Consider the following 21,398-nt stretch of genomic DNA (forward strand, 5'->3'; position numbering starts at 1 on the left):
CGAGGAGGAGTGGGGATTGTCAGAGATCGTCTCAGAGATCGCCCTCACCACCGGCGCCTCACCGACGAAAACGACACCCTGCCGGCGGCCGCCCCGCCGGAACACCCACCGGCGGGGCGTTGCCGTCACACTTCGCCGGCATCGCGAACGCCGCCTTCGTCGGCATTTTCCACGCCGGGCAACAGGCGGGGGCCGGGTACTTCGTAGCAGGGGGTGACGGTGTCCGCATGTCAGAGACGGCTGGGCTGTCTCGTCTCAGGTTGCGAGGACAGGTTCTGAGAAGAACCCGCCTCGACAACAGGGAGCCGGTCACGGGCGAGCGGACGGCACATCAGAAGGTCGCCCTGATCACCGGGGCGGACAAGGGGACCGGTCGTGGGGTTGCCGAGCAACTCGCTGCGCTGGGCAGGGCGGTCCTGATCGGCGCCAGAGACCTGCGGCGCGGCGGGGAATCGGCTGCGGCGGTGCGTGCCGCCGGCCGCGACGCGCACGCGGTCGTCCCGGACGTCACCGACCAGGGTCCGCAGCAGGGCGGGCCAAGCGCAGTCCCCCACCGGCGCCCCCTCCCCCTGCGTGTCCGTAGCCGCCCGGACCTGTGCCTGCGGCACGGGCACGGACTCGTACCCGTGTGCGTGTGCAGGCCCGTGCCCGTGTGCGTGTGCAGGCCCGTGCCCGTGTGCGTGTGCAGGCCCGTGCCCGTGTGCGTGTGCAGGCCCGTGTGCGGGGGCGTGGTGGGGTGGGTCAGTGGGCGGGCGTGAGTCCTTGTCGCGGGGTGGGGGCCGGGCCGCCGGGTGTGCCCGGGCCGGCGGCGCCGGTGCTCTGCCCCGGGACGGCGGCGGTGCTCTGCCCCGGGACGGTGGCGCCGGTCTCTGGGTCTGGGTCGGGGACGGTGGCGGTGGTGGGGGTGGTGGTGTGCAGTGCGGCGCGGGCGATGGCGTCGGAGTCGGTGAGGGTGACGGAGTTGACGCCGGGGCGGATGCCCGCGGCGGTCACCCAGTGCACCGATTCGGTGGGCACCCCGAAGGCGAACCGGCGCGGGTGCGGCCGGCCCAGGGCGTCGATCAGGTGGAAGGGGCGGGGGGTGACGGCCAGTGCGTCGGTGTCGTGGCTGCCCGTGGGGCGGGTGGGGATGCGGTAGGTGGTGCACTGGCCGGTTTCCAGCAGGTGGCGCAGGAGCGGGTCGGCGGTGCGGGTGAGGGTGATCTCGGGCAGGCGGGCCTCGACGAGGGCGTCCACGGTGACGGCCGAGCCGGGTACCAGAGGTGAGCTGACGGTGTATCCGGTGGGGGTGGCGTCGACCTGGACGGCCGGTCCGACGACGTGCAGGACGCCGGCCTCGATCAGCGCGATCATCTCCTCGACGCGCCGGGCCGGCGGGCCGATGGACAGGTAGGCGTTGAGGGGGGTGTACCAGTGGTCCAGGTCGGTGCGGTGGGAGTCGCCGTGCAGGCCGCCGTGGTCGACGGCCAGGCGGATCTCGTTGCGCAGGTCGCGCAGGACGTCCAGGGCCGCCTTGCGGGGACCGCTGACATTGCCGCAGCGGGCTTCGGCGACGTCCTCGCGCAGGTGGTCCAGGAGCCAGCCGGTGAAGTCGTGGGGGCCGGTGAACTCCCGGTCACGGTAGGGGCGGGCGATCAGTTCCCAGTCCCAGCGGTCCTTCTCACCGATGCCGTAGGCGGCGATGACGGCGTCGGTGTGCTGGGGCCGGTCTGGGGCGGCGAGGTAGTCGTCCTGGAAGCGGCGGGCCCGCAGGGCGTAGCCGCGGGAGCTGAGCAGGGTGCGGTAGTAGACGGCCTCGACCTCGCGGGAGATCAGCGGCCACAGCTGCTCCTTGAAGTCCAGACCGCTGCTTTCGTGGGTGCGGCGCAGCCCGGTGACGCGCTCGGCGGTGAGCAGCAGCGGGGTGTGGCGGCCGTGGGGGCCTTTCTCGTTCTCGCCGCGGGCCTGGTAGGGCACGCCGCGCCGGGACGCGGCGTGGATGCGCGGTTCACGGCCGCAGGGGTGGTAGACGAGGCGGTTGCCGGCCCGGGAGAAGGTGCCGCCGCGGCCGGCGGTGAGCTGGGCGAGGTAGTCGAAGAAGTTCAGGCCCAGACCGCGCAGCAGAACCGGCCTGCCCGGGGCGAGGACGTCCAGATCGACGTCGGCGGGATTGGCCGGCGCGATATGGCGCGGCGCGCCCCGGCGGGCCGCCCGGGCGGTGGCATCACCTCCGGCGGTCTCGCCACGGACCGGGAGGTGTCCCTGACACAGGATCACCGCGTCCAGCCCGGCCAGCACACCCCCGCCGGCAAGCGTCACCCGCTGCAAAACCCCCACCCCCGCGCCCACCCCCGGGCCCGGGCCGGCACCCGAACCAGACACCACACCGCGCGCGGAGGCGGAATCTGAGCCTGCGCCAGAGGCAGAGGCGAGGCCTGAGGCCGCACCGGGGGCGGGAGTTGAGGCCGCACCTTGGATGGGGGCGGGGGTTGAGGCCGCGCCGTGGGTGGCGGTGGGGGTGGGGTGGTGGGGGTCGTCGTCGAGGGCGACGGCGAGGTGGGGGTGGAAGGTGACGGTCACCGCGGCGGGGGCGCCGTCGGTGACGCGCCGGTAGGCCCAGCGCAGGTAGTGGCCGTAGAAGGCGCGGGTGGGGTAGGTGTCGGGGCCCAGCCGGCGTGCTTCGGCGAGAGTCGCGGCCGGGTGACCGTCGCCGTACTCGCCCGCGAGGAGAGCGAGGGCCCACTGATGCAGGCTCGGTCCGGGTTCCAGGGGACCGCGCAGGTCCACGCTGGCGTCGGTGAACACCGATATCTGTCCGGCCACGGTATTCATGAGCAGGTGACGGGACTGGTCGGTACGCCACACCTTCCCTGCGCCGGGCGGGTAGGGGTCGACGACATGGATATGGACGGTGCTGCCCTCGGGCTGCGAGCGGACGTTGGCGCACAGCCGCTCGAGAACCGACAGTCCGCGCGGGCCCGCGCCGATCACGCACACAGAACGATGTCTCGTTGTCATGTTTCCTGTTTCTGCCGGGGTCGAGCAACAGAGCGAGGCATGCCAGCCCACAGACCCACGCGGCCGTGACGCCGCAAGACCGCGAGACCGTGACGCCGTGAGGCCGTGACGCCGCGGGCCCGCGGGGGCGCAGGTCTGCGGGGGCGCAGGTCTGCGGGGGCGCAGGTCTGCGGGATCGTGAGGCCGCGAGGACGCGGAACCGTGGGGCCGCGAGGCCGCGAGACCGCGACGCCGCAAGACCGTGAGGCCGCAAGACCGTGAGGCCGCAAGACCGTGAGGCCGCAAGACCGCGGAACCGTGAGGCCGCGAGACCGCGGAACCGTGAGGCCGCGAGACCGCGGAACCGTGAGGCCGCGAGGACGCGGAACCGTGGGGCCGCGAGGACGCGGGCCTATGGGCCGCGAGGCCGTAGGAGCGCAGAGCTGCGGAGACGCGAGGCCGTGGGGCCATGGGGCTGCGGGGCCGAGAGGCCACGGGGCCGTGGGGCTGCGGAGACGTGGGGCTGCGGAGACGTGGGGCTGCGGAGACGTGAGGCCGCGGGGCCACGGCGCCTTGGGGGCGTGGGGCCTTGGGGGCGTGGGGCCTTGGGGCCTTGGGGCCTTGGGGCCTTGGGGCCTTGGGGCCTTGGGGCCTTGGGGCCTTGGGGGCGTGGGGCCTTGGGGGCGTGGGGCCTTGGGGCCTTGGGGCCTTGGGGCCTTGGGGCCTTGGGGCCTTGGGGCTGCAGGATCGTGCAACTCGTACTGGTCCGGCGGCGGTTCGTATCCGGGCAGGCCCTACCGCGCGAAGGATGCCCCGTCCTCGCCAGCCAGCCGCCCTCGCCCGGGCCGCGGCAGGTCGGCGGCTGCGCGCCACAACCGTCCGGGGTCAGGGGCCTGGGGTCCAGATCCGGGAGTCCGGGGCCCGGGTCCGGGGCCCGGGTCCAGTTCCGGAGGTCCGGGTCCGGGTCCGGTCCGGGGTCCGGGGATCTGAAGTCCGGGTCCGGCCCGGGGTCCGGGGGTCTGGGGTCCGGGTCCGGTCCGGTCCGGGTCCGGGTCCGGTCCGGGTCCGGGTCCGGTCCGGTCCGGGTCCGGGTCCGGTCCGGGTCCGGGTCCGGTCCGGGTCCGGGTCCGGTCCGGGTCCGGTCCGGGTCCGGGTCCGGTCCGGGTCCGGTCCGGGTCCGGGTCCGGTCCGGGTCCGGTCCGGGTCCGGGTCCGGTCCGGGTCCGGGGATCTGGAGTCCGGGTCCGGTCCGGGGTCCGGGGGTCCGGGTCCGGTCCGGTCCGGGGGTCCGGGGGTCCGGGTTCCGGGCGGTGGGTTTGGCAGGGGTGCGCAGCGCGGAAGCGCGGTGAACGCGGGTGCCGGGCACAGGAGTTGACGCTCCGGACAGTGCCGGGCCGGTGTGCGGGCCGGGGGCGGGTGCCGGGGCGGAGCGGGGCGTCGTTGTGGTGGTGTGCGTGAAGTCCGCGACCACACGGCCCGGTTGCGCCCCGTCGTGGCCGGCGCCGCAGGTCGGCTGCCGGTCTGCCGGCCGGGTGCCCGCCGGGCGGTATGCGGGCGCGGCGGAAAACATTGGGAAACGCGGCACTGTGGGGTGCTGGAGTGGGTCTCGCCGGCGAGAAGGCGGCGGACGCGGTACCCGGCCGGCCGCACGCGAGCGGCTTTCGGGCAGGGGCAGCGCCCGGGAATAGTGACACGGGCGGCGACCCCACGCCAAGAGCCCCCCGAAGTGACGCAGGTCACCCGAGGGTATTCACGGGGTGCCGCGAAGCGGCACCGTGTGCCGCACGCCGCAGCCGGGTTCGGCACCGAACGGCTGCTGAGCGGCGGTGAATCGGCCGGCGCCCACCTCGGGGCCGTGACGCAGCTGCGCCTGCGCGACCGGCACCGCAAAACCGGCGCGTTCCGGACGGCCCACCTATCTCTTCGGCCCCTACGACCTGTCGATGACGGCGAGCCGGCGACCGTTCGCCTCCAAGCGGCTGCTGAACAACACCGACTCGTTTGAGCAACACCGACTCGTCGCGGCACGCCTATGAGCCGTTCACACCGGGCAGGGGCGGAGCAGCGCCGTGATCGTGAGGTCTCACCGCTGTTCGCCGGCCTCGCCGGTCTCCCGCCGGCCCGGATCGTCGTGGGGAGCGAGGATCCGCCAGGTGCCGTAGGCGGTGGACTTCCGCGACGGCTGGTCCATCGACGTCACCGACGGTGCCGCAGCCTTCGCCCGCGCCTTCCGCCGAGGGCCGCTGGGAGCACAAGATCCTGGACCACGCGGTGTCGCTGAGGGACGACGCCCTGTTCCTGGCCGGGCGGTGGCAGGCGGCAGACGCGCCCGTTCAGCTCGGTGTCGCCGCCGGGGCCGTGCATGGCTTCACGCTGTCCGCGCCGACCGTCACCGAGCGCGAACAGCGGCGCGAGCGGGACTTCCCCGTTCACCGCGCGACGGCAGCGTCGCCGGCGTGAACCGCACGGCCCGGCTGTACGCGCTGGCCGACGTTGCGCCCGGCCGGCGCCACGATGGCTGACGGTCGCGGCGCCGGCCGGGCGATTCGAGGTCGGCACGCGCACGGTGCAGCGCGACCCCCAGGTGCCGATGCAGACCGGCGCCCCCGCCCGGTCCGGACCGCCAGGATGGCGCCGCCCCGGTACACACCCCACCCGGGCGGAGCGGGGGCTGCTCGATCGACCCGGAGACGGCCCTGTCCCCATCCACCTTCACCGCCGATGAAGCCCCGGCGCCGGCCGCCCCCGCCGCCCCCGCCGCCGCCTGCACCCCGTACACCGGCGCGGCCCGCACGCCAGCCCAGAAGATCACCGCCTCGAAGACCGGCCCCGCCACCGCGGCGGCGCAGAAACCCGCCCCACGGACCGTCACACTGTCCCCGCCGGCCCCCACCCCGGCCCGCGCCGCAGTGGAACAAACCCTCACCACCCACACGGTGCTACGGCTGCCCCATCACGACGCGGCAGGACGCGAAAGCGACCGCGCGGCACAACCGCCCCCCACCGCTCGACACCGACGGCCAGCGCTACCTCATCGCCTGGTGCCGCACCCGACAGGCCGGCCGGGACTTGCGGCTGGACCACATCACAGCAGCGGCTCCCACCACCGGACAAACTCAGCCCCACAACCTGACTCGAACTGCTACGCGGCCCGGCCGCAACCGGCGCCGTGCTGCTACACGGCCCGGCCACAGCCGACGCCGTCCAACCCACCACGCTCGCCTCACTCCCCCGCCTTCAGCAAACAAACCGAAGCCACCACCCCGGTGAACCTCCACGCTCACGGCACCACGGCCTGTCCGCAAAACAGCGCCGACCGCCCCGAGGCCAGGGCCCGCGGCACCACGGCGTGTCCGCAAAACAGCGCCGGCCACCCGAGGCCAGGGCCCGCGGCGTCCGGTGCGTGTGACCGCAAGGCGCAGGGCCGCCCACGTACCGGGTGTCCGCGAGTGATCCCGACAACGCGGGTCTGGGCTACCCCCCTGGGGGAGCGCGTGCCGGGCGTCGCGAGCCAGGCGGGACATCGCGGACACGATCCCAACGGCCGCCGGCCGACGGCCGGCCGGCGGGCGGGTGGCGGGCGGCGGGTCAGTGGGCGGCGGCCGACGGGCGGCGGCCGGCGGGCGGGCGGCCGGCGGGCGGGCGGCCGGCGGGCGGGTGGCGGGCGGGTGGCGGACGGGCGGGCGGGTGGGCGGCGGGTCAGCGGGCGGGCGGCCAGCGGGCGGCGGGTGGCGGGCGGCGGGTCAGTGGGTCAGTGGGTCAGTGGGTCAGTGGGCGGCGGGGCAGCGGGCGGCGGGCCAACGGCCGGCGGGCGGCGGGGCGGCGGGGCGGCGGGGCGGCGGGGCGGCGGGGCGGCGGGTGGCAGGTGGCAGGTGGCAGGTGGCAGGTGGCGGACCAACGGCCGGCGGGTCAGCGGGCGGCGGGTGGCGGGTCAGCGGCCGGCGGGTCAGCGGGCGGCGGGTGGCGGGTCAGCGGCCGGCGGGCGGCGGGCGGGCGGCGGGTCAGTGGGCGGCGGCCGGCGGGCGGGTGGCGGGCGGCGGGTGGCGGGTCAGTGGGTGCGGGCGACCAGCCGGCGCTCACCCGCGACGGATACACCCGCCACCCCCGCGCCCGCGCCCGCGCCCGCGCCCGCGCCCGCTGCCGCCGGCGCCGCTGCCGTGGGCAGGGGTGTTTCGGCGCGGGCCATCAGGATCGAACGCTGAAGACGGCTCAGCGCCGCCGACGGCTCCAAACCCAGCTCCGACACCAGCGTCGTCCGCAGCCTGCGGTACACCTCCAGCGCCTCACTGCGCCGCCCCGAGCGGTGCAACGCCAGCATGAACTGACCGTGCACACTCTCATGCATCCGGTACCGGTTGACCATCACCGTCAGCTCCGGCAGCAACTCACGATGGCGCCCCAGCCGCAGATCCGCCTCGATCCGCTGGTCCAGCGCGCACAACCGGGCCTCCTCCAGCCGCCGCACCTCCATCTCGATACGCGCACCCGCCTGCACATCCGCCAGCGCCGACCCCTTCCACAACGACAACGCATCCGCCAGCAACCGCGCCGCACCCGCGAAATCCTCCGCGTCCACCGCCCGATACCCCGCACCCGCACGCCGCCCGAACTCCCGGAAATCCACCCTCCCCGACCCCACCACCAACCGGTAACCCCCCGGAACCGTCACCAGAACATCCTTCGCCGTACCAGCCATACCGGCCGTACCGGCCGTACCGGCCGTACCGGCCGTGCCGGCCGTACCGGCCGTACCGGCCGTACCGGCCGTACCGGCCGTGTACCGCTCCTGCCCGCCCCGCGCCAACGCCGCCCCGATCAACTCACGCAACTGCAGCACATACGTCTGCAACGTCGTACGCGCACTCCGCGGCGGCACCACCCCCCACAACTCCTCCACCAACGCCGCCACCGGCACCGTCTGACCGGCATTCAACGCCAACAACGCCAACACCTGCCGCGGCTTCGGAGCCGTCGGCACCACCGACACCCCACCCACCCACACCGACAACGCACCCAGCACTTCGATGTCCACAAACTCCCCCATGAGTCCAGGCCACAGACCGCAACTCCCGGGCAACTACCACCACCCAGGCGCCCGGTGCTCTGTTTGTCACTCGAACCCCCCGATAAAAAAACAGCACAGTCGGTCTGTCAATCCCGGCCCGCCCCCACCCCCCCACCCCACCCCACCCCCGCCAGGACAAACCCCCAACCCCACACCAACCCCCACCCCCCACCCCCCACAGAACAGCCAAAACAAACACCCACCCAAAGACCGAAAACACACGGCCAAAAAACAACCCACCCCCACCCCGGGTGCCGTCGTTGCGGTTATCACCGGCCAACAGGACCGCGAGCGGGGTGCCGTGCCCGTCAGTGATCAAGTTCTGTTCTCGCTGATCAAGGGCATCGAAAGCCCCCGCACGAGTAGAGGCGCCGGTTCAGCTCCTCACCCTGCTTCGTCGCCTCCTCGGCACCGGCGGCGACCTCGGGATGGACTACTGCTCGCGCCAGGAAGGCAAGCAAGTCCGGCCGGGAAGTACGACAGGTTTCAGACGCTTCAGAGAATCGCCACACGCGTCTACACCAGTCGGTGCGAGGCGCCACGGTGTGGAATTTCGGCTTTTGCTGAGATTCCCTGAGGAAACCGGCGGGGCTGATTCCGGACCGCATGCGTCAAAAAATTCCGGGTACGACTCGAACCTTCATGCGGTTCCTGTGACAGGTTGCGTGTTCCTGGTGACTATCGGGGTTGCCGGGACTCATTTTCCCGTGGGGGGAAGTCGTGCACTCACGTGCCTTCGGCGCGCCCGTTCGGCGTGCCCGTAAGAGAGCAACCCGCATATCGGTAGCGTCCGTTGTGGTGTCCGGCGCGCTCGCGCTGTCGATGCTGCCGGCCGCTGCCGCAACCGCGGCGGACGACCCGAACCCGGTCTCCGCCTGGGGCAAGGACGCGCCCCGTTTCACCATGCCGGATGTGAAGGTCGGTTCCAACGAGCCGGTCCCCTCGAAGGCGGAGGAGACTCCTTCGGAGGAGCTCAAGGCCTGGCGCGCGGCGCAGAAGGAGCATGCCACCAAGCCCGCCGCGCCTGCGCAGAAGGGCTCCCGTTCCGCGGCGCGGGATACCGGCGCTTTGAGCCTGGTGCCGGAAGGTCAGGGGGATGTTCCCTGGCACCGCGTCAGTGAGTTCGCCATCACGGACGCGCTCACCGCGCGGATCGACTACTCGACCGGCAACCTGATGCTTGCCGCGACCGACTTCGAGGTCGCGGGCGCGGGCCAGAAGCTGATGCTGGCGCGGACCTACAACTCCTTCGACGCCCCCTGGGGCAAGGTCTCCCAGCGGTGGTGGCAGCAGTACGAGCGCTATCTGTCGCTCTCCTCGAGCACCGAGGCCGTCTTCTACGACGCCAGCGGTGCGACGCTCCGGTTCAAGAAGAACACCGACGGCACGTTCACGACGCCCAAGGGGTACTCGCAGGAGCTGAAGAAGAACAGCGACGGCACCTACGCCCTGTCCAACTGGAAGTCCCATTCCAAGGACACCTACGACGCCAATGGAACCCTGACGAAGGTCACCGACCGCAACAAGGTCACCATCACCGTCACCCAGCACGACGAGGGCAGCGAGCACAAGGGCTTCAAGATCACCGAGACCCGCTCCGGGCGCTGGATCGACCTGCTCAAGACCGATGCCTCGCAGTGGCAGGCCAAGGACCACACCGGCCGCACCGCCGTCTTCAACCTCGACCCGGCGGGCAACCTCGCCACCACCGCCGACACCGAGGGCAAGACGGTCACCTTCCGCTACGACGGCTCGGGCCGCGTCGACAAGATCACCACCGCCGAGGGGCGCGTCACCGTCTTCACCTACGACGACGCCAACCGCGTCACCTCGATGCTGCGCGCCACCGAGCTGGGCGGCTCCGGCCACACCGGCCCGACCTGGACCTACAGCTACGACACCACCTCGCCGACGGCCGCGGGCACCACCACGGTGACCGACCCCGAGTCGCACGCGACGACGTACAAGCACGACGTCGACGGCCAGGTCACCGAGGTGACCGACGCCCTGACGCACAAGCGGTCCACGAAGTTCGACGCGAACCACAACATCGACTCCGCCACGGACGCGATGGGCTCGGGCACCACCCCGGGCAACGTCACCGAGTACGGGTTCAACACCCGGAACAACCTCGAGACGGCCACCCTGGCCACCGGCGGGGCGACGGTCAACCACTGGCAGACCATCGCCGGTGCCGGTGACGTGCCGTCCGACTCCACCAATCCCGACGGGGAGAAGACGGAGTTCAAGTACGACACGGCCGGCAACACGATGTCGGTGGCGCAGACCGGGACCGGTGGCGGCAGCATCTCCTACACCTACAACCCCTCCTCCCCCACCTGCGGCGGCTTCGAGGGCCAGCGCTGCACCGAGAAGACGAAGATGACGTCGACGAAGACGGTCACCACCGACTTCCACTACGACGCCAAGGGCAACCTGGACACCGTCACCCCGCCCGCGCCGCTGGGGAAGACCACCTTCACCTACGACGCGCTGGGCCGCACCGAGACGGTGACGGACGCCCGCGGCATCAAAACGGTCTATGTCTACGACAACCGTGACCGGATCAAGACGGTGTCCTCCACCAACGACACCGTCAGCTACTGGTACGACGGCGACGGCAACCTCACCCAGCGCAGCGACGGCACCGGCACCATCACCTACAAGTTCGACCCGTTGCAGCGCGAGACGATCCGCACCCTGCAGGACGGCTCGCAGACCCTGCTCGCCTACACCCCGGCCGGCAACGTCGACTACTACAAGGACCCCGCCGGCACGACCGACTACACCTGGAACGACGTCAACAAGCTCAAGGAACTGAAGGACCCCCAGGGCCGCATCACCACGTACGGCTACAACAACAACGACTTCCGCACCACGACCACCTACCCCGGTGGCACGGTGCAGGAGGTCAAGCCGGACAAGTCCAGCCGGCCCGAGTCCATCAGAGCCACCTCACCGCAGGGCACCCTGGTCAACCTCGCCTACACCTACGGCTACGGCACCGACGCCGCCACCGACGGCAGCAAGATCCGCACCAGCACCGACGCCGTCTCCGGTTTGAAGCGGACGTACAGCTACGACGGCGCGGGCCGCTTCGCCCACGCCAAGGAGGAGAAGAACGGCAGCATCGCCGACTCCTGGCAGTACTGCTACGACCTGGCCGGCAACCTCACCAGCCAGGGCACCGACCCGGGCTGCCCGCGCGGCACCACCTACACCTACAACGACGCCCAGCAGCTGACGAACAAGTCGTCGACGACCGGGACTTGGTCCTACGACGCGATCGGCAACGAGACCGCGGCCGCCTCCACGGACGACTACATCCGCACCGGCGAGAAGTGGTCGGACCACTCGCAGATGACGTCGATCACCGTCAACTCCAAGGCGTACGCGGGCCAGTACGGTTCCACCGACCAGAGCGAGCGGATCAAGCTCGGCGACACGTTCTTCCACAACGGGCCCCTCGGCCTGTCCGCCAAGACCACCGCGGGCGTGGACATGGGATTCAACCGGGAACCCGGGGGCACCTTGAACTCCATGACGACCGGAGGCAAGGCGTACTACTACCTCACCGACGCGATCGGCAGCATCGTCGCACTGGCGGACGAGGGCGGCACCAAGGTCGACGCCTACGCCTACAGCCCCCGCGGCGTACGCATCCTGGCCCAGTCCACCGAACCGGTCCCCCAGCCCTACCGCTTCGCCGGCAACTACCAGGACCCCACCGGCCTCTACCACCTCAAGGCCCGCTACTACGACGCCAACATCGGCCGCTTCACCCAGCCAGACCCCTCCGGCCAGGAAGAGAACCCGTACCTGTACGCCGAGGGCGACCCCGTCAACCGCATCGACCCCAGCGGACTGCTCGGACTGGGCGGTATTTTCGATGCCGCCGACTGGGTAGGACTGGTGGGAGACACTCTGTCTGGAGACGAGTCGGCTGCATTCGCTGACAAAGTCGGCATGCTCACAGGCATAGGTGTCACCGCGCTGTGTGGAGCCGTAGCGGTCGCAGGAAGCGAAGCCACGGCCGGCGTCAGCCTCGCCGCCATTCCCAAATGCGCCGTAGTCGGCGCCATAGCAGGTACTGCTACGCAAACCGTGTACAAGAACATGTAAATTATTTTCCAGAGGCGGGCCCCTGGGAGGGGGCCCGCCTTATAGGAGTCAAGAGTGAAGAAAATTTTCGTTCTTATTGCATTTGTGTGTGCAGCACTTCTTTTCTTCATAGGTCTCGTAGATTTAGCCGCTGGTCGGACGCGAGGCACGGTTCCTGTGGTAGTCGGCGTAGGGATCGCCGCAGGTGCAACGGTTGCAGCAAAACGAAAGGCGGGCTAAAGCATGGATCCGCTCGCCTCGCAGGTGGCTGCTCGATATGTGTGGCCCGGCGCCAGCATCTTCCTGCTGGAGGTTCTGGGTACTCTCATAGCCGTGTTGTTGATCTGTCTCTACTACCGCAGGAAGAAACGATAGAGCGGGCAAACAACTCGCGTCACCGCTGAATGGGCCTCCCTCGTCCCGTGCCAGTGATTCTGGATGAAGTCGACTTCTTGGAAGTAAAGGGATGATGGGCAATGGAGTATTGACTCGGGCTTCCGGACGTCACAACTACCTACCGGCAGCGGGTTGGGTTATCTGCTTCATCGTCATCTGCTTCATCGCCATCTGCTTCATCGCCATCTGCTTCGCCCTCGCCCTTTCTCATCAAGATGAGAAGGCGATCGGCGCCTTTTCACCGTCGTGCGGCAGGGGTTGGGGCTTCGAGCGGGATCGTTCGCCCGGGGGCCGGTGTCAGTACCGGCGCGGGCGGGGACACCTCTCGCTCACCTTGCCCACCCCGTCAGGTGCAGTCGTACGTGAGAGTGGCGGTGACCGGTCGCTGGTCCGGCGAGAGAATGCGCAGTTCGGCCCGCGCCGAGCGGTGGCCCTCGCCCTGGAAGGTCCACAGCAGGTGAAGCCGTGCGTGTCTCTGACCACTGACCAGCTCTTCCCGCAGGATGCCCGAGGCGGTGCCGTCGCTTCGGATCCAGCGGTAGGACAGGGTGCCGGGACGGCCGTTCGTGGCGACGAGGCCGACGAGGTCCGCGGTGCCGTCGCATCCCAGGACGGCCGGCCGGGCCGTGACCGCGACCGTGCTCACCGCGAGGGCCGGGCCGGATCGCTGCCACGCGAGGAACGCCAGGACGCAGAGCACCACCAGCGCGGGCAGCGCGTGTCTGCGCGGTCGCCGACGAGACGCTGCGGGAGGCGGCGGCAGGACTGGGGACGTCCGGCGGGTGCGGTCCGAGACGGCGGGGGCGCCGGTCACACCCGGGCCGAAACGCAGCACGGTGCCTTCGACGCGATCCGGCGACGCCGACCTGATCGTCGTGGAGGTTTCCGCCACCAGGGTCTCGTCCGGTACGGGTCTCTGGATCCAGTGGCTGGCCAGCACGGTGGCGCTGTACTCGTCCTCGGCGCAGGCCGCTCGGCATGTCGGGATACCGCCCTCGGGAGCGGCCGGGCCGAGGTGGACGGTGGCTGTGCCCTCGTCGGCGGACGAGAGCACCTGGGTGGGCTCGCCGTCTTCCGCGGACAGGGGACCGCGGTCGTTCTGTCCGGTCATCGGACGTCACACTGCCTGGTCAGAAGCTGCTGCGAGGCGCCGCCACCGTCGGCGGCCGGGCTGGTCGCGGCCTGGACCGCCCAGTAGCAGCCGGCACCCTGGAAGGTGTGGTCGACGGTGACCGTGTACCGGGTGGCACCGCTGCGCTCGAAGGTCTGGGACCCTCCGTCCGCGGTGTCGAGCCGGCGCGGGGAGTCGCCCGTGAACCACGAGACGGTGAGGGAGAACGGCCCGGTGCCGTCCGTGGTGATGGCGATGGTCGCCGTGGCGGTCGCGGAACCCGTCTGGGCGAAGGCCGACACCGTGACGTCCTTGACGGTGGTAAGGGCGGCGGGTGTCGGCGAGGACACGGTCGTCGGCGTCGGCGTGCCGGTCGCCCCGCCGGGTGTGGTCGTCTCCGTGGAGGGCGCGGGAGCCGCGGTGGCGGAGGCCGAGGCGTCACCGCTGCCGGTGACCGCCGGATCCGGGGGCGGCGGGTCGGCCGACGCGGAGGGCGTCGGCGATGAGGAGGCCGGGGCCGAGGCGGTCGCCGCGGTGGGCGACGCGGGGTCCGCGCCGGGCTGCGCACTGGTGGTGGCCAGGGCCTGGGCCGCCTGCTGCGGGTCCGACCCCGGGCCGTGCTGGACTCCGTAGGTCAGGAGGACGCCGATCAGCACTGCGGCACCCGAGACCAGCATTCCGGCCCGGCCCGGCAGCCACGACCGCACCCTGCCGAGGCCCGGCTCCGGACGCAGTACCGTGCGTGCGGTGTCCGTGGCCGTCCGGGGAGCCCCGCGGTACGAGGGCAGGAGCAGCGGCAGCAGTGCCACCAGCGCGGCGAGTCGGCCGCGACCGCGTTCCTCCCAGTCCGGCCCGTAGGCGGCGCCGGCGGCCGCCTCCAGTTCCGTGACGAACTCCTCGGCCTGTGCGGGCCGTTCCTCCGGGTCCTTGGCCAGACCTCGGCGCACCAGCTCACGTACCGCCGCCGGTGCCTCCTCGGCGGGGACGGGCGCGTCGATGTGCTGGAGGGCGAGTTCGGCGAGGTTCTGGCCCCCGTACGGCTTGTGGCCCGTCAGGCACTCGAAGAAGGTGGCCGTGACGGCGTACACGTCGGCGGCGGGGGACGCGGGCGCGCCGGTCCACTGCTCCGGGGCCATGTAGGACGGGGTGCCGGCCACCCCGGCGCTGGTGCCCGCGTCCACCGCGATCCCGAAGTCGACGAGTTTGGACGAGCCGTCGGGCACCACCAGGACGTTCTCGGGCTTGTAGTCGCGGTGGACGACGCCGATGCCGTGCGCGTCGGCCAGTCCCAGCAACGACCCCTTGAGGATGACGAGCGCGGCCTCGGGGCCGAGCGGACCCTGGCTGCTCAGCAGGGTCCGCAACGAGACGCCGTCCACCAGCTCCATCACGATGGCGGCGCCGTCCGGGCTCTCCACGTACTCGTACAGCCCGGTGACATACGGGCTCCGGAGCCCGCCGAGCAGCCTTGCCTCCGCCCGGAAGTCCCGCAGGAAGCCTGGCCTGGTGCGCAGTGACTCGCTGAGGTACTTCACCGCGACCGGAACGCCGGTCTCCTCGTGCACGCCCAGGACGACCCGGCCGCTGGCCCCCGACCCGAGCTCGCGTGACTCGGTGTATCCGGGCACTGCCCACGTGTTCATTCCACTCCCCCAAGCCTGCCCTGCCGCCGTGCCCCCGCAGCCTCACCCGGCTCCCGGGCGACCGGGCCATGCGTTGAGAGACACGATTTCGGCCACCGCGGTTGCGGTCGGCTTCACCCGGTCAACAGGACTCCACGTCGACGGGCGAGACGTAGATCGCGGACAGCACCCCGTCTCCGTCCACCTCGACCGGGACGGGGGCTGTCGTACCGGTCAGCTCCAGGTCGTTGGGCAGGGAGCTCAGCGGGATGTCCTTGCCGAGGTACACCACCGAAACCGTGCCCTGGCAGCCGTTGCCCCCCGGCGGGGCGGTGTCGGGGACCCTGCCGTCCTGCGGGCCCGCCTTACGGGTCGAGGCCTCGAACAGCGTGTACTGGTATTCGTAGCGGGCCGCGTTGACGGCAGTCGCTTCCCTCGTCTGCTCGACATCGACCCAGTAGTGGGCGAGCTTCACCGTGACCGCCGTGCACGGCCTCTGGATCGCTTCCGGAGTGAAGTTCAGGCCGGAGGAGTCCAGGGTCAGACCGCTGGACCGGTATTCGCCGCCGGCGCTGCGCAGATTCTTCAGATAGTCCGTCAGCTGCGCGACGCTCATGCCTGCGGTCTTCACGCACTCGGGCGTGGCCGTCGGGCTCTGCGCCGGAGTGTCCGGGCCGGGAGCAGCCGTGTAGTGGGCGAGCTCGGACGGGGAGGCCTCGGCAGCCGGCTCGTCCTCCGAACATCCCGACACGGTGATCAGCGCCGCTACGGCGGCGGCCGATATGAGGAATGTGCGTGCTCTGCCCATGAGTTACCCCGTCTGCGTGAAGACTCTTCTCCTACCGAGCAGATCCACCCTACGAGTTCGGTGAGCGGGACATCATCTCCGCTCGGCGCCCAGAAGGGCCGCGCCCAGTGTGGTGAGGGTGTGCAGGACGTTGTTGGCACGCCGGTGGGTGGTGATGAGTCCGGAGTCCCGCAGGGCCCTGGTGTGGTGCGTGGCGGTTCCGGTGGAGACCCCGGCCCGGCGGGCCGCCTCGCTCGTCGTGACCCCGGTGGCAGCCGCGCGCAGGATGACCGCGCGGGTGCGGCCGAGGAGGACGTGCAGCGCGGCCTCGTCCTGGGCCGTGGCGGCCGTCAGTACCCGGTGGACGGGGTAGACGAGCACCGGCGGCAGCCCGGGGTCCGCCAGGGCTATGGGTGACTTCCAGCAGAAGTAGGACGGGATGAGCAGCAGCCCGCGGCCGCCCAGCTGCACATCGCTCTCGGCGGGGTAGTCCGGCACCTCCAGCACCGGGTGCCGCCAGCGGACCGTCGGCGAGAGGTCGGCCAGCAGCCCGGCGGTCCCCTCGGCCAGCAGGGTCCGGGCATGACGGGCACGTTCCGCCTGGAAGGTCTCCTGGATGTTCTCCTCGTGCGGAGTGATGACGGTCCGGTGATAGGCGCGCAGCAGGTTCACGAGGTCGCGGCGCAGCGATTTGTCGGCGACGCGTAACGTCCAGGACGGCACCCGGCTCGCCCGAGCCGCCCTGACCATTTCATGGTTCACCTGCCCGTCGGGTGTCGCGAGTATGGCCTCCAGCGCGGGCTCGAGTCCGTCGACGCCTTCGAACGGCGTGAGAAAGTCGGCGAAATAGCGGGCGCGCGGGAACAGCGGCAGCAACATCGTTCTCACCGGATGTGCGAGCCCCGTTTCCTGGAGGTTTACGCACGTTCTGCCGTACCAATCCAAGTAGTTTCCTCTGCCGCTGCGGGTCTGGAATCTGTGCAGGCTGGCCGCGATCTCCCACAACGGGTGAGGCGTCGCCGCCACCCGTGTGCGCGCCAAGTCCTCGGCGGTGAAATAGAAGCGGAGCATCCGCTGTCTCCCCCTAGATACACCTGCGCCTCTTCACTGGAATCGAATGAGCATGACAGTTCGCGCCGGGCGTTGGGAACATGCCTGCAAGCCAGACACAAAGACAACACCGAGGCGGGTTCTGTAAAGAATGGAACTCCGCGACGGGAAATCAAGTCCGATATCGCAAACCGAAAGGACACATGATGGGTCGCATAAGCGAGAGAGGGCTCCGCCCGCGCCGGCTGGGCATCCTGGCCGCGAGCGTGCTGTTCCTCTCGTTCCTGGTGCCGGCCACCGCGTCGGCCGCCACCGACGGGGCCGACCAGGCAGCGGTCACCTGTTACGGCGGGTCGGTCGCGATCAGTCTGCCGGCGAACGGCTACAGCGGTACGTACACGACGAGTTCGCGCTGCAACGACATCAACCTGCGGATCGACTCCGGCGGCAGCCAGTGAGCGTTTTCAGTGTGGCCACTGATCGGGTGACGGGGGCGGTGCGAGGTCGGGGTGCGCAACGGACAGGGCTCCCGTGCCGTTGAGGGAGGTGTTCGACGTCTCAACTCAGCAGCACAGGAGCCCTGTTGGTTCCCTATCCTGCCGCACTCGACCTGCCCCACGCCTTGGTCGAGTGGGTCACGATGCTCATCGTCACCCGTGAGGGTGACCGGCGGTGCAAACTCCCGCCGCACCGCCGTGCGCTGGTCGCACTCGTGTACCTGCGCCGCCATGACACCCTCGCCCGTATCGCCAGAGCCTTCGGGATATCCGTCGGCACCGCACACGCCTATGTCACCGCGGTCACTGGTCTGCTCGCCGAGCAGGCCCCCGGCCTGCTGAAGACGCTGCGCGTGCACGACCCGGACTTCGTCCTCCTGGACGGCACGCTCGCCGAGTGCGACCGCGTCGGCGACGGCAGGGCCGACTACTCCTCGAAACACAAGCGGCACGGGGTGAACGTGCAGGTCGTCACTGACCCGGCCGGTGAGATTCTGTGGCTGTCGCCGGCACTGCCGGGCCGGACCCACGATCTGACGGCCGCCCGCACCCACAAGATCCTCCGGATCTGTGCGCGCCAGGGCGTCCCGATCCTCGCCGACATGGCCTACACCGGTGCAGGCGACTGGGTCACCACCGCCAAGCGCCGCCCGCCAGGCGGTGAACTCACCCTCACCGAGCGGACCGAGAACCGGGCCCTGTCCGTGGCCCGGGCACCTGTCGAACGAGGCATGGCACGGCTGAAGTCCTGGCAGATCTTCCGCAGATCCCGCATCAGCCCCAACCGCATGAGCGTCATCACCAAGGCCGTCCTCACCCTGGAGAAGCAACGCTGAAAACGCTCAGTGGGTGGCCGTGTGCTGGGCCGCTCACGGCTACTGCCAGGACCACTGGACCCTGGTCACGGAGGACGCCGGCTACCAGGTGGTCGCCACCGATGTGCTGGACGGCACCAAGTTCTACTTCGTGACCACGAACGGCGGCGGCACTCGCAGCGGGCGTACGGCCTACTAGGAACCGGGGTTCTCCGGCCCCGGCGGCCGACCTCCGCGACACGGGCACGCATGCGACGCACCGCTCGGACGCGGTGCGTCGCATGCGTCCGTTCCGTCAGCGGGACGTCCCGTCGTGCCCCCGGGTGATCGGGGTGCCCGTCATGCCGTGGTGATCAGACGCCAGATATCTGACGCCGCACGCGGCCACCCACGCCGCCACGCGGACGACGACACCCTCCGCCGCATACCGACGATCACATACCGACGATGCGAGCGATGAAGTACCCCGCGACGATGACGGCTCCGATGACGATGAGCGTCAGCCACACGCGGGGGTGCTCCCACATGCCGCCGTCAGGTCGCTCAGGGTGGGCCTCCGCGACCGATCCCTCCGCCGGAGGGGTCTCCGTCGGAGGAACCAGTGGCTGTACAGCGGGCCCGGCCTGCGGGGTCTGACCGGTTCGTGCTCTCGGTTGTCTGTCCATGGCTATCTCTCCAGTACCAGCGTCGAGCGGGATTGTCCGCGCGCTCTGGTCGATGCGAGCCGTCACGTTCCATCGTCGCATCTCCTGCCCTCCCGCGGCCGGTCGGACGGTGACCGTGGCTGGCGGAACCGGTCCGGGCCGAGCCGTTCGCCGCGAATTCTTACGAGACGCTGACATGAGGGACCCGGCCCGGGAAATGGTGTCCGCTCCTTCGTACTCCTGGCGACAACAGCCACCGTCCTCACGAGGACGGTGATCCACAAGGAGGCGGATATGAGCAGGCGCAGCACGGCTCGCGGTCACAAGGCGAAGCCCAGGACGGTACTGACCCTGGTGGGTGCCGGCCTTCTCGTCACCGCCGTGACGGTGACAGCCGCGAACATGGCGTCGGCGGGCCAGACGGCGGGTCCTCCTCCGCAGTCGGCGAGGCCCTTCCACGCGCAGGGCGTGGATCCTTCCGCCACGGGGGCCGACCACGCCGTCTTCGTGCAGGGCAACGAACTGGACGGCAACACCATTCACGCGTTCGAGCGTGCCGACGACGGCACGCTGACGGCGGCCGGGACCTATCCGACCGGAGGCAAGGGGGGCGACCAGGTCGACGCGCCCACCGACTCGCTCGCCTCCCAGGGTTCCCTCGTCTACGACGACGCGTCGGGGACGCTGCTCGCGGTCAACGCGGGAAGCGACACCGTGACGTCGTTCAAGGTGCGGGGCCGGACCCTGATGGACCCCCATGTCACGCACAGTGGAGGGAAGTTCCCCGCGAGCATCGCGGTGTCGGGGAACATCGCGTACGTGATGAACGCGGGCGGGGAGGGCAGTGTCCAGGGCTTCGAGATCACCGGCGCCGGACTCACGCCGCTGGAGGGCACCCACCGCTCCCTGGGCCTGGAGAACGAGGACGTGCCGCTGTTCTCCAGTTCGCCGGGCGAGGTGGAGTTCACCCCGGACGGCGCCGCTCTGGTCGTCACCACGAAGTCGGCGAACACCCTCGAAGTGTTCCCGATGAACGACGACGGCACCCCGGCCGTCCAGGAACCGGTCGTCAGCAAGTCCGCCGGCGGCGTGCCGTTCGCGGTCACCTTCGACGAGGACGGGCGCATGCTCGTCGCCGAGGCCGAGAAGTCGACGGTCAGCGTGTACGAGGTGGCCGAGGACGGCACGGTGGAACCCGTTCAGACACCTCTGGCCAACGGTCAGGACACGCTGTGCTGGCTCGAACGCGCGGGGGACTTCTTCTTCGGCGGCAGCACCGGCAGCTCGACGCTCTCCGGCTACACCAGGGACGAACACGGCGAACTCGTCCTCACCAGCGAGAACGGTCTGGCCGCGGAGCCCTCGGAGAACTCCCGGGGCGTGATCGACATAGCCGTGACGCGGGACGCCGAGTTCGTCTACGTCCAGAACGCAACGTCCGGCACGGTGGACGGCTTCCGGGTCGGCGAGGACGGCCTGCTCACCAAGGTGACCACGGCCGACGGCCTGCCCGCCTTCGGCGAGTCCGGGATGGAGGGCATCGCGGCGGTGTGACCGGCTACCGGAGCCGAGCACCCCGGCGAAGCGGCGCGGCGGTCCGCCGCGCCGGCCCCTCCACGGACGGCCCCGACGGTACGTCGGCGGCGGCCGCCGGAATCCCGCGGACCCCCGCCCCCGCCCCCGCCGATCGACCGCACACGGTCGAACTGCCCCGCTGACCTTCTGACCCGTTGCTTCTTCGGGCCCTCAGCGGTGGCTCAGCACGTTGACCACCCGTCCGCTGGGGTCACGGACGAAGAACCGCCGTACGCCCCACTCCTCGTCCTGCAACGGGTGAACGATCTCGGCGCCGCTCTCCCTCATCACCGCGTAGGCCGCGTCGACGTCGTCCACCTCGATACTCATGTCGGGGGTGACGGGCGCGGTCTTGTCGCCGGTCATGACGCTGAGCTGTGCCGCCGGGCTGGACGGGGAGGCGAGCGTCACGATCCAGCCGTGGTTCATGACCTCCTCGAAGCCCAGCAGTCCGTAGAACTCCCGGCTTTCCTGCGCGGCCTCCGACCGGATGATCGGCATGACACGGCGAACGGCCATCGTTGACTCCCCACGAGAACGAAGCGGACGTGATGTCTCCCCACAAGTACTACGCCACCTCGGTCGCCGCACACGCTGTCGAAACACGTCCTTGGTCGAATCACGTCCTTGGAGGCGCAGCGCGAACGATTCCCGGTCGACGCACTGCCCGTGCGGCCGCCCTTCCGCTCCCCTGTTCGGCGAGGAGTACCGGGTGATCGACGGGGCGAAACGCGCAGGTTGGCGTCGGCCCCACGCACTG

15 protein-coding genes are annotated in these 21,398 nt (G+C 70.7%); 7 read left to right on the plus strand and 8 right to left on the minus strand.

The annotated features are described in order from the left end of the window. The first annotated feature begins 227 nt into the window (after positions 1-227). Positions 228-758, plus strand: coding sequence for an SDR family NAD(P)-dependent oxidoreductase (locus tag OG440_RS00390; protein WP_406004797.1), 531 nt, complete (start codon positions 228-230; stop codon positions 756-758). Here OG440_RS00390 and OG440_RS00395 read toward each other — a convergent pair. Continuing rightward, complete coding sequence (locus OG440_RS00395; RefSeq protein WP_406004798.1) at positions 742-2,997, minus strand: FAD/NAD(P)-binding protein; 2,256 nt, start codon at positions 2,995-2,997, stop codon at positions 742-744. The genes OG440_RS00390 and OG440_RS00395 overlap by 17 nt on opposite strands. 2,183 nt (positions 2,998-5,180) lie before the next feature. On the opposite strand from OG440_RS00395, the gene OG440_RS00400 reads away from it, so the two are divergent. Continuing rightward, complete coding sequence (locus OG440_RS00400) at positions 5,181-5,435, plus strand: hypothetical protein (RefSeq protein WP_406004799.1); 255 nt, start codon at positions 5,181-5,183, stop codon at positions 5,433-5,435. A 1,588-nt stretch (positions 5,436-7,023) separates the two neighbouring features. Here OG440_RS00400 and OG440_RS00405 read toward each other — a convergent pair. Then, entirely contained in the window at positions 7,024-8,007 is a 984-nt protein-coding gene (locus OG440_RS00405; RefSeq protein ID WP_406011205.1) for a BTAD domain-containing putative transcriptional regulator, read from the minus strand. An 855-nt stretch (positions 8,008-8,862) separates the two neighbouring features. Here OG440_RS00405 and OG440_RS00410 point away from each other — a divergent pair. Continuing rightward, positions 8,863-12,162: an RHS repeat-associated core domain-containing protein gene (locus OG440_RS00410; RefSeq protein ID WP_406011206.1), complete on the plus strand. Its 3,300-nt coding sequence runs from the start codon at positions 8,863-8,865 to the stop codon at positions 12,160-12,162. 721 nt (positions 12,163-12,883) lie between these two features. Here the strand turns inward: OG440_RS00410 and OG440_RS00415 are convergent. The 4 genes from OG440_RS00415 to OG440_RS00430 all read right to left on the minus strand — a co-directional run bounded on the left by OG440_RS00415 (position 12,884) and on the right by OG440_RS00430 (position 16,936). Next, positions 12,884-13,648, minus strand: a complete 765-nt coding sequence (locus OG440_RS00415; RefSeq protein WP_406004800.1) for a hypothetical protein — start codon at positions 13,646-13,648, stop codon at positions 12,884-12,886. Then, positions 13,645-15,291: a serine/threonine-protein kinase gene (locus tag OG440_RS00420; protein ID WP_406004801.1), complete on the minus strand. Its 1,647-nt coding sequence runs from the start codon at positions 15,289-15,291 to the stop codon at positions 13,645-13,647. The genes OG440_RS00415 and OG440_RS00420 overlap by 4 nt, the downstream gene beginning before the upstream one ends. A gap of 121 nt (positions 15,292-15,412) precedes the next feature. Then, positions 15,413-16,078 carry a hypothetical protein gene (locus tag OG440_RS00425; RefSeq protein ID WP_406004802.1) on the minus strand — a complete coding sequence of 222 codons (666 nt, stop codon included), beginning with the start codon at positions 16,076-16,078 and terminating at the stop codon, positions 15,413-15,415. Positions 16,079-16,150: 72 nt separating this feature from the next. Next, on the minus strand, positions 16,151-16,936 hold the full coding sequence (locus OG440_RS00430; RefSeq protein WP_406004803.1) for a DUF5937 family protein: 786 nt from the start codon (positions 16,934-16,936) through the stop codon (positions 16,151-16,153). Between the two features lie 377 nt (positions 16,937-17,313). On the opposite strand from OG440_RS00430, the gene OG440_RS00435 reads away from it, so the two are divergent. The 3 genes from OG440_RS00435 (at position 17,314) to OG440_RS00445 (ending at position 18,618) form a co-directional block, all read left to right on the plus strand. Then, positions 17,314-17,565 (plus strand): hypothetical protein, encoded by a 252-nt coding sequence (locus OG440_RS00435; RefSeq protein ID WP_406004804.1) that lies wholly within the window; start codon positions 17,314-17,316, stop codon positions 17,563-17,565. Positions 17,566-17,690: 125 nt separating this feature from the next. After that, a complete protein-coding gene (locus OG440_RS00440; protein ID WP_331739441.1) occupies positions 17,691-18,440 on the plus strand; it encodes a transposase family protein in 750 nt (249 codons plus the stop codon). A 13-nt stretch (positions 18,441-18,453) separates the two neighbouring features. After that, positions 18,454-18,618 carry a hypothetical protein gene (locus OG440_RS00445; RefSeq protein WP_406004805.1) on the plus strand — a complete coding sequence of 55 codons (165 nt, stop codon included), beginning with the start codon at positions 18,454-18,456 and terminating at the stop codon, positions 18,616-18,618. Between the two features lie 235 nt (positions 18,619-18,853). On the opposite strand, the gene OG440_RS00450 is transcribed toward OG440_RS00445, so the two are convergent. After that, positions 18,854-19,084 carry a DUF6480 family protein gene (locus OG440_RS00450; RefSeq protein ID WP_406004806.1) on the minus strand — a complete coding sequence of 77 codons (231 nt, stop codon included), beginning with the start codon at positions 19,082-19,084 and terminating at the stop codon, positions 18,854-18,856. Positions 19,085-19,357: 273 nt separating this feature from the next. Here OG440_RS00450 and OG440_RS00455 point away from each other — a divergent pair, with 273 nt between their 5' ends. Then, positions 19,358-20,617 (plus strand): lactonase family protein, encoded by a 1,260-nt coding sequence (locus tag OG440_RS00455; protein ID WP_406004807.1) that lies wholly within the window; start codon positions 19,358-19,360, stop codon positions 20,615-20,617. Positions 20,618-20,809: 192 nt separating this feature from the next. On the opposite strand, the gene OG440_RS00460 is transcribed toward OG440_RS00455, so the two are convergent. Continuing rightward, on the minus strand, positions 20,810-21,157 hold the full coding sequence (locus tag OG440_RS00460) for a VOC family protein (protein WP_406004808.1): 348 nt from the start codon (positions 21,155-21,157) through the stop codon (positions 20,810-20,812). Positions 21,158-21,398 lie beyond the last annotated feature (241 nt).

Origin of the sequence: Streptomyces sp. NBC_00637 (assembly GCF_045161545.1) — a bacterium.
In the GTDB taxonomy this organism is placed as follows: Bacteria; Actinomycetota; Actinomycetes; order Streptomycetales; family Streptomycetaceae; genus Streptomyces.

Excerpts from the sequence above, each read along its gene's own strand:
- OG440_RS00415 (WP_406004800.1), bottom strand. The coding sequence starts at position 13,648 with ATGACCGGACAGAACGACCGCGGTCCCCTGTCCGCGGAAGACGGCGAG.
- OG440_RS00410 (WP_406011206.1), top strand. The coding sequence starts at position 8,863 with ATGCTGCCGGCCGCTGCCGCAACCGCGGCGGACGACCCGAACCCGGTC.
- OG440_RS00455 (WP_406004807.1), top strand. The coding sequence starts at position 19,358 with ATGAGCAGGCGCAGCACGGCTCGCGGTCACAAGGCGAAGCCCAGGACG.
- OG440_RS00460 (WP_406004808.1), bottom strand. The coding sequence starts at position 21,157 with ATGGCCGTTCGCCGTGTCATGCCGATCATCCGGTCGGAGGCCGCGCAG.
- OG440_RS00430 (WP_406004803.1), bottom strand. The coding sequence starts at position 16,936 with ATGTTGCTGCCGCTGTTCCCGCGCGCCCGCTATTTCGCCGACTTTCTC.
- OG440_RS00425 (WP_406004802.1), bottom strand. The coding sequence starts at position 16,078 with ATGGGCAGAGCACGCACATTCCTCATATCGGCCGCCGCCGTAGCGGCG.
- OG440_RS00420 (WP_406004801.1), bottom strand. The coding sequence starts at position 15,291 with ATGAACACGTGGGCAGTGCCCGGATACACCGAGTCACGCGAGCTCGGG.
- OG440_RS00450 (WP_406004806.1), bottom strand. The coding sequence starts at position 19,084 with ATGGACAGACAACCGAGAGCACGAACCGGTCAGACCCCGCAGGCCGGG.
- OG440_RS00435 (WP_406004804.1), top strand. The coding sequence starts at position 17,314 with ATGGGTCGCATAAGCGAGAGAGGGCTCCGCCCGCGCCGGCTGGGCATC.
- OG440_RS00395 (WP_406004798.1), bottom strand. The coding sequence starts at position 2,997 with ATGACAACGAGACATCGTTCTGTGTGCGTGATCGGCGCGGGCCCGCGC.
- OG440_RS00390 (WP_406004797.1), top strand. The coding sequence starts at position 228 with ATGTCAGAGACGGCTGGGCTGTCTCGTCTCAGGTTGCGAGGACAGGTT.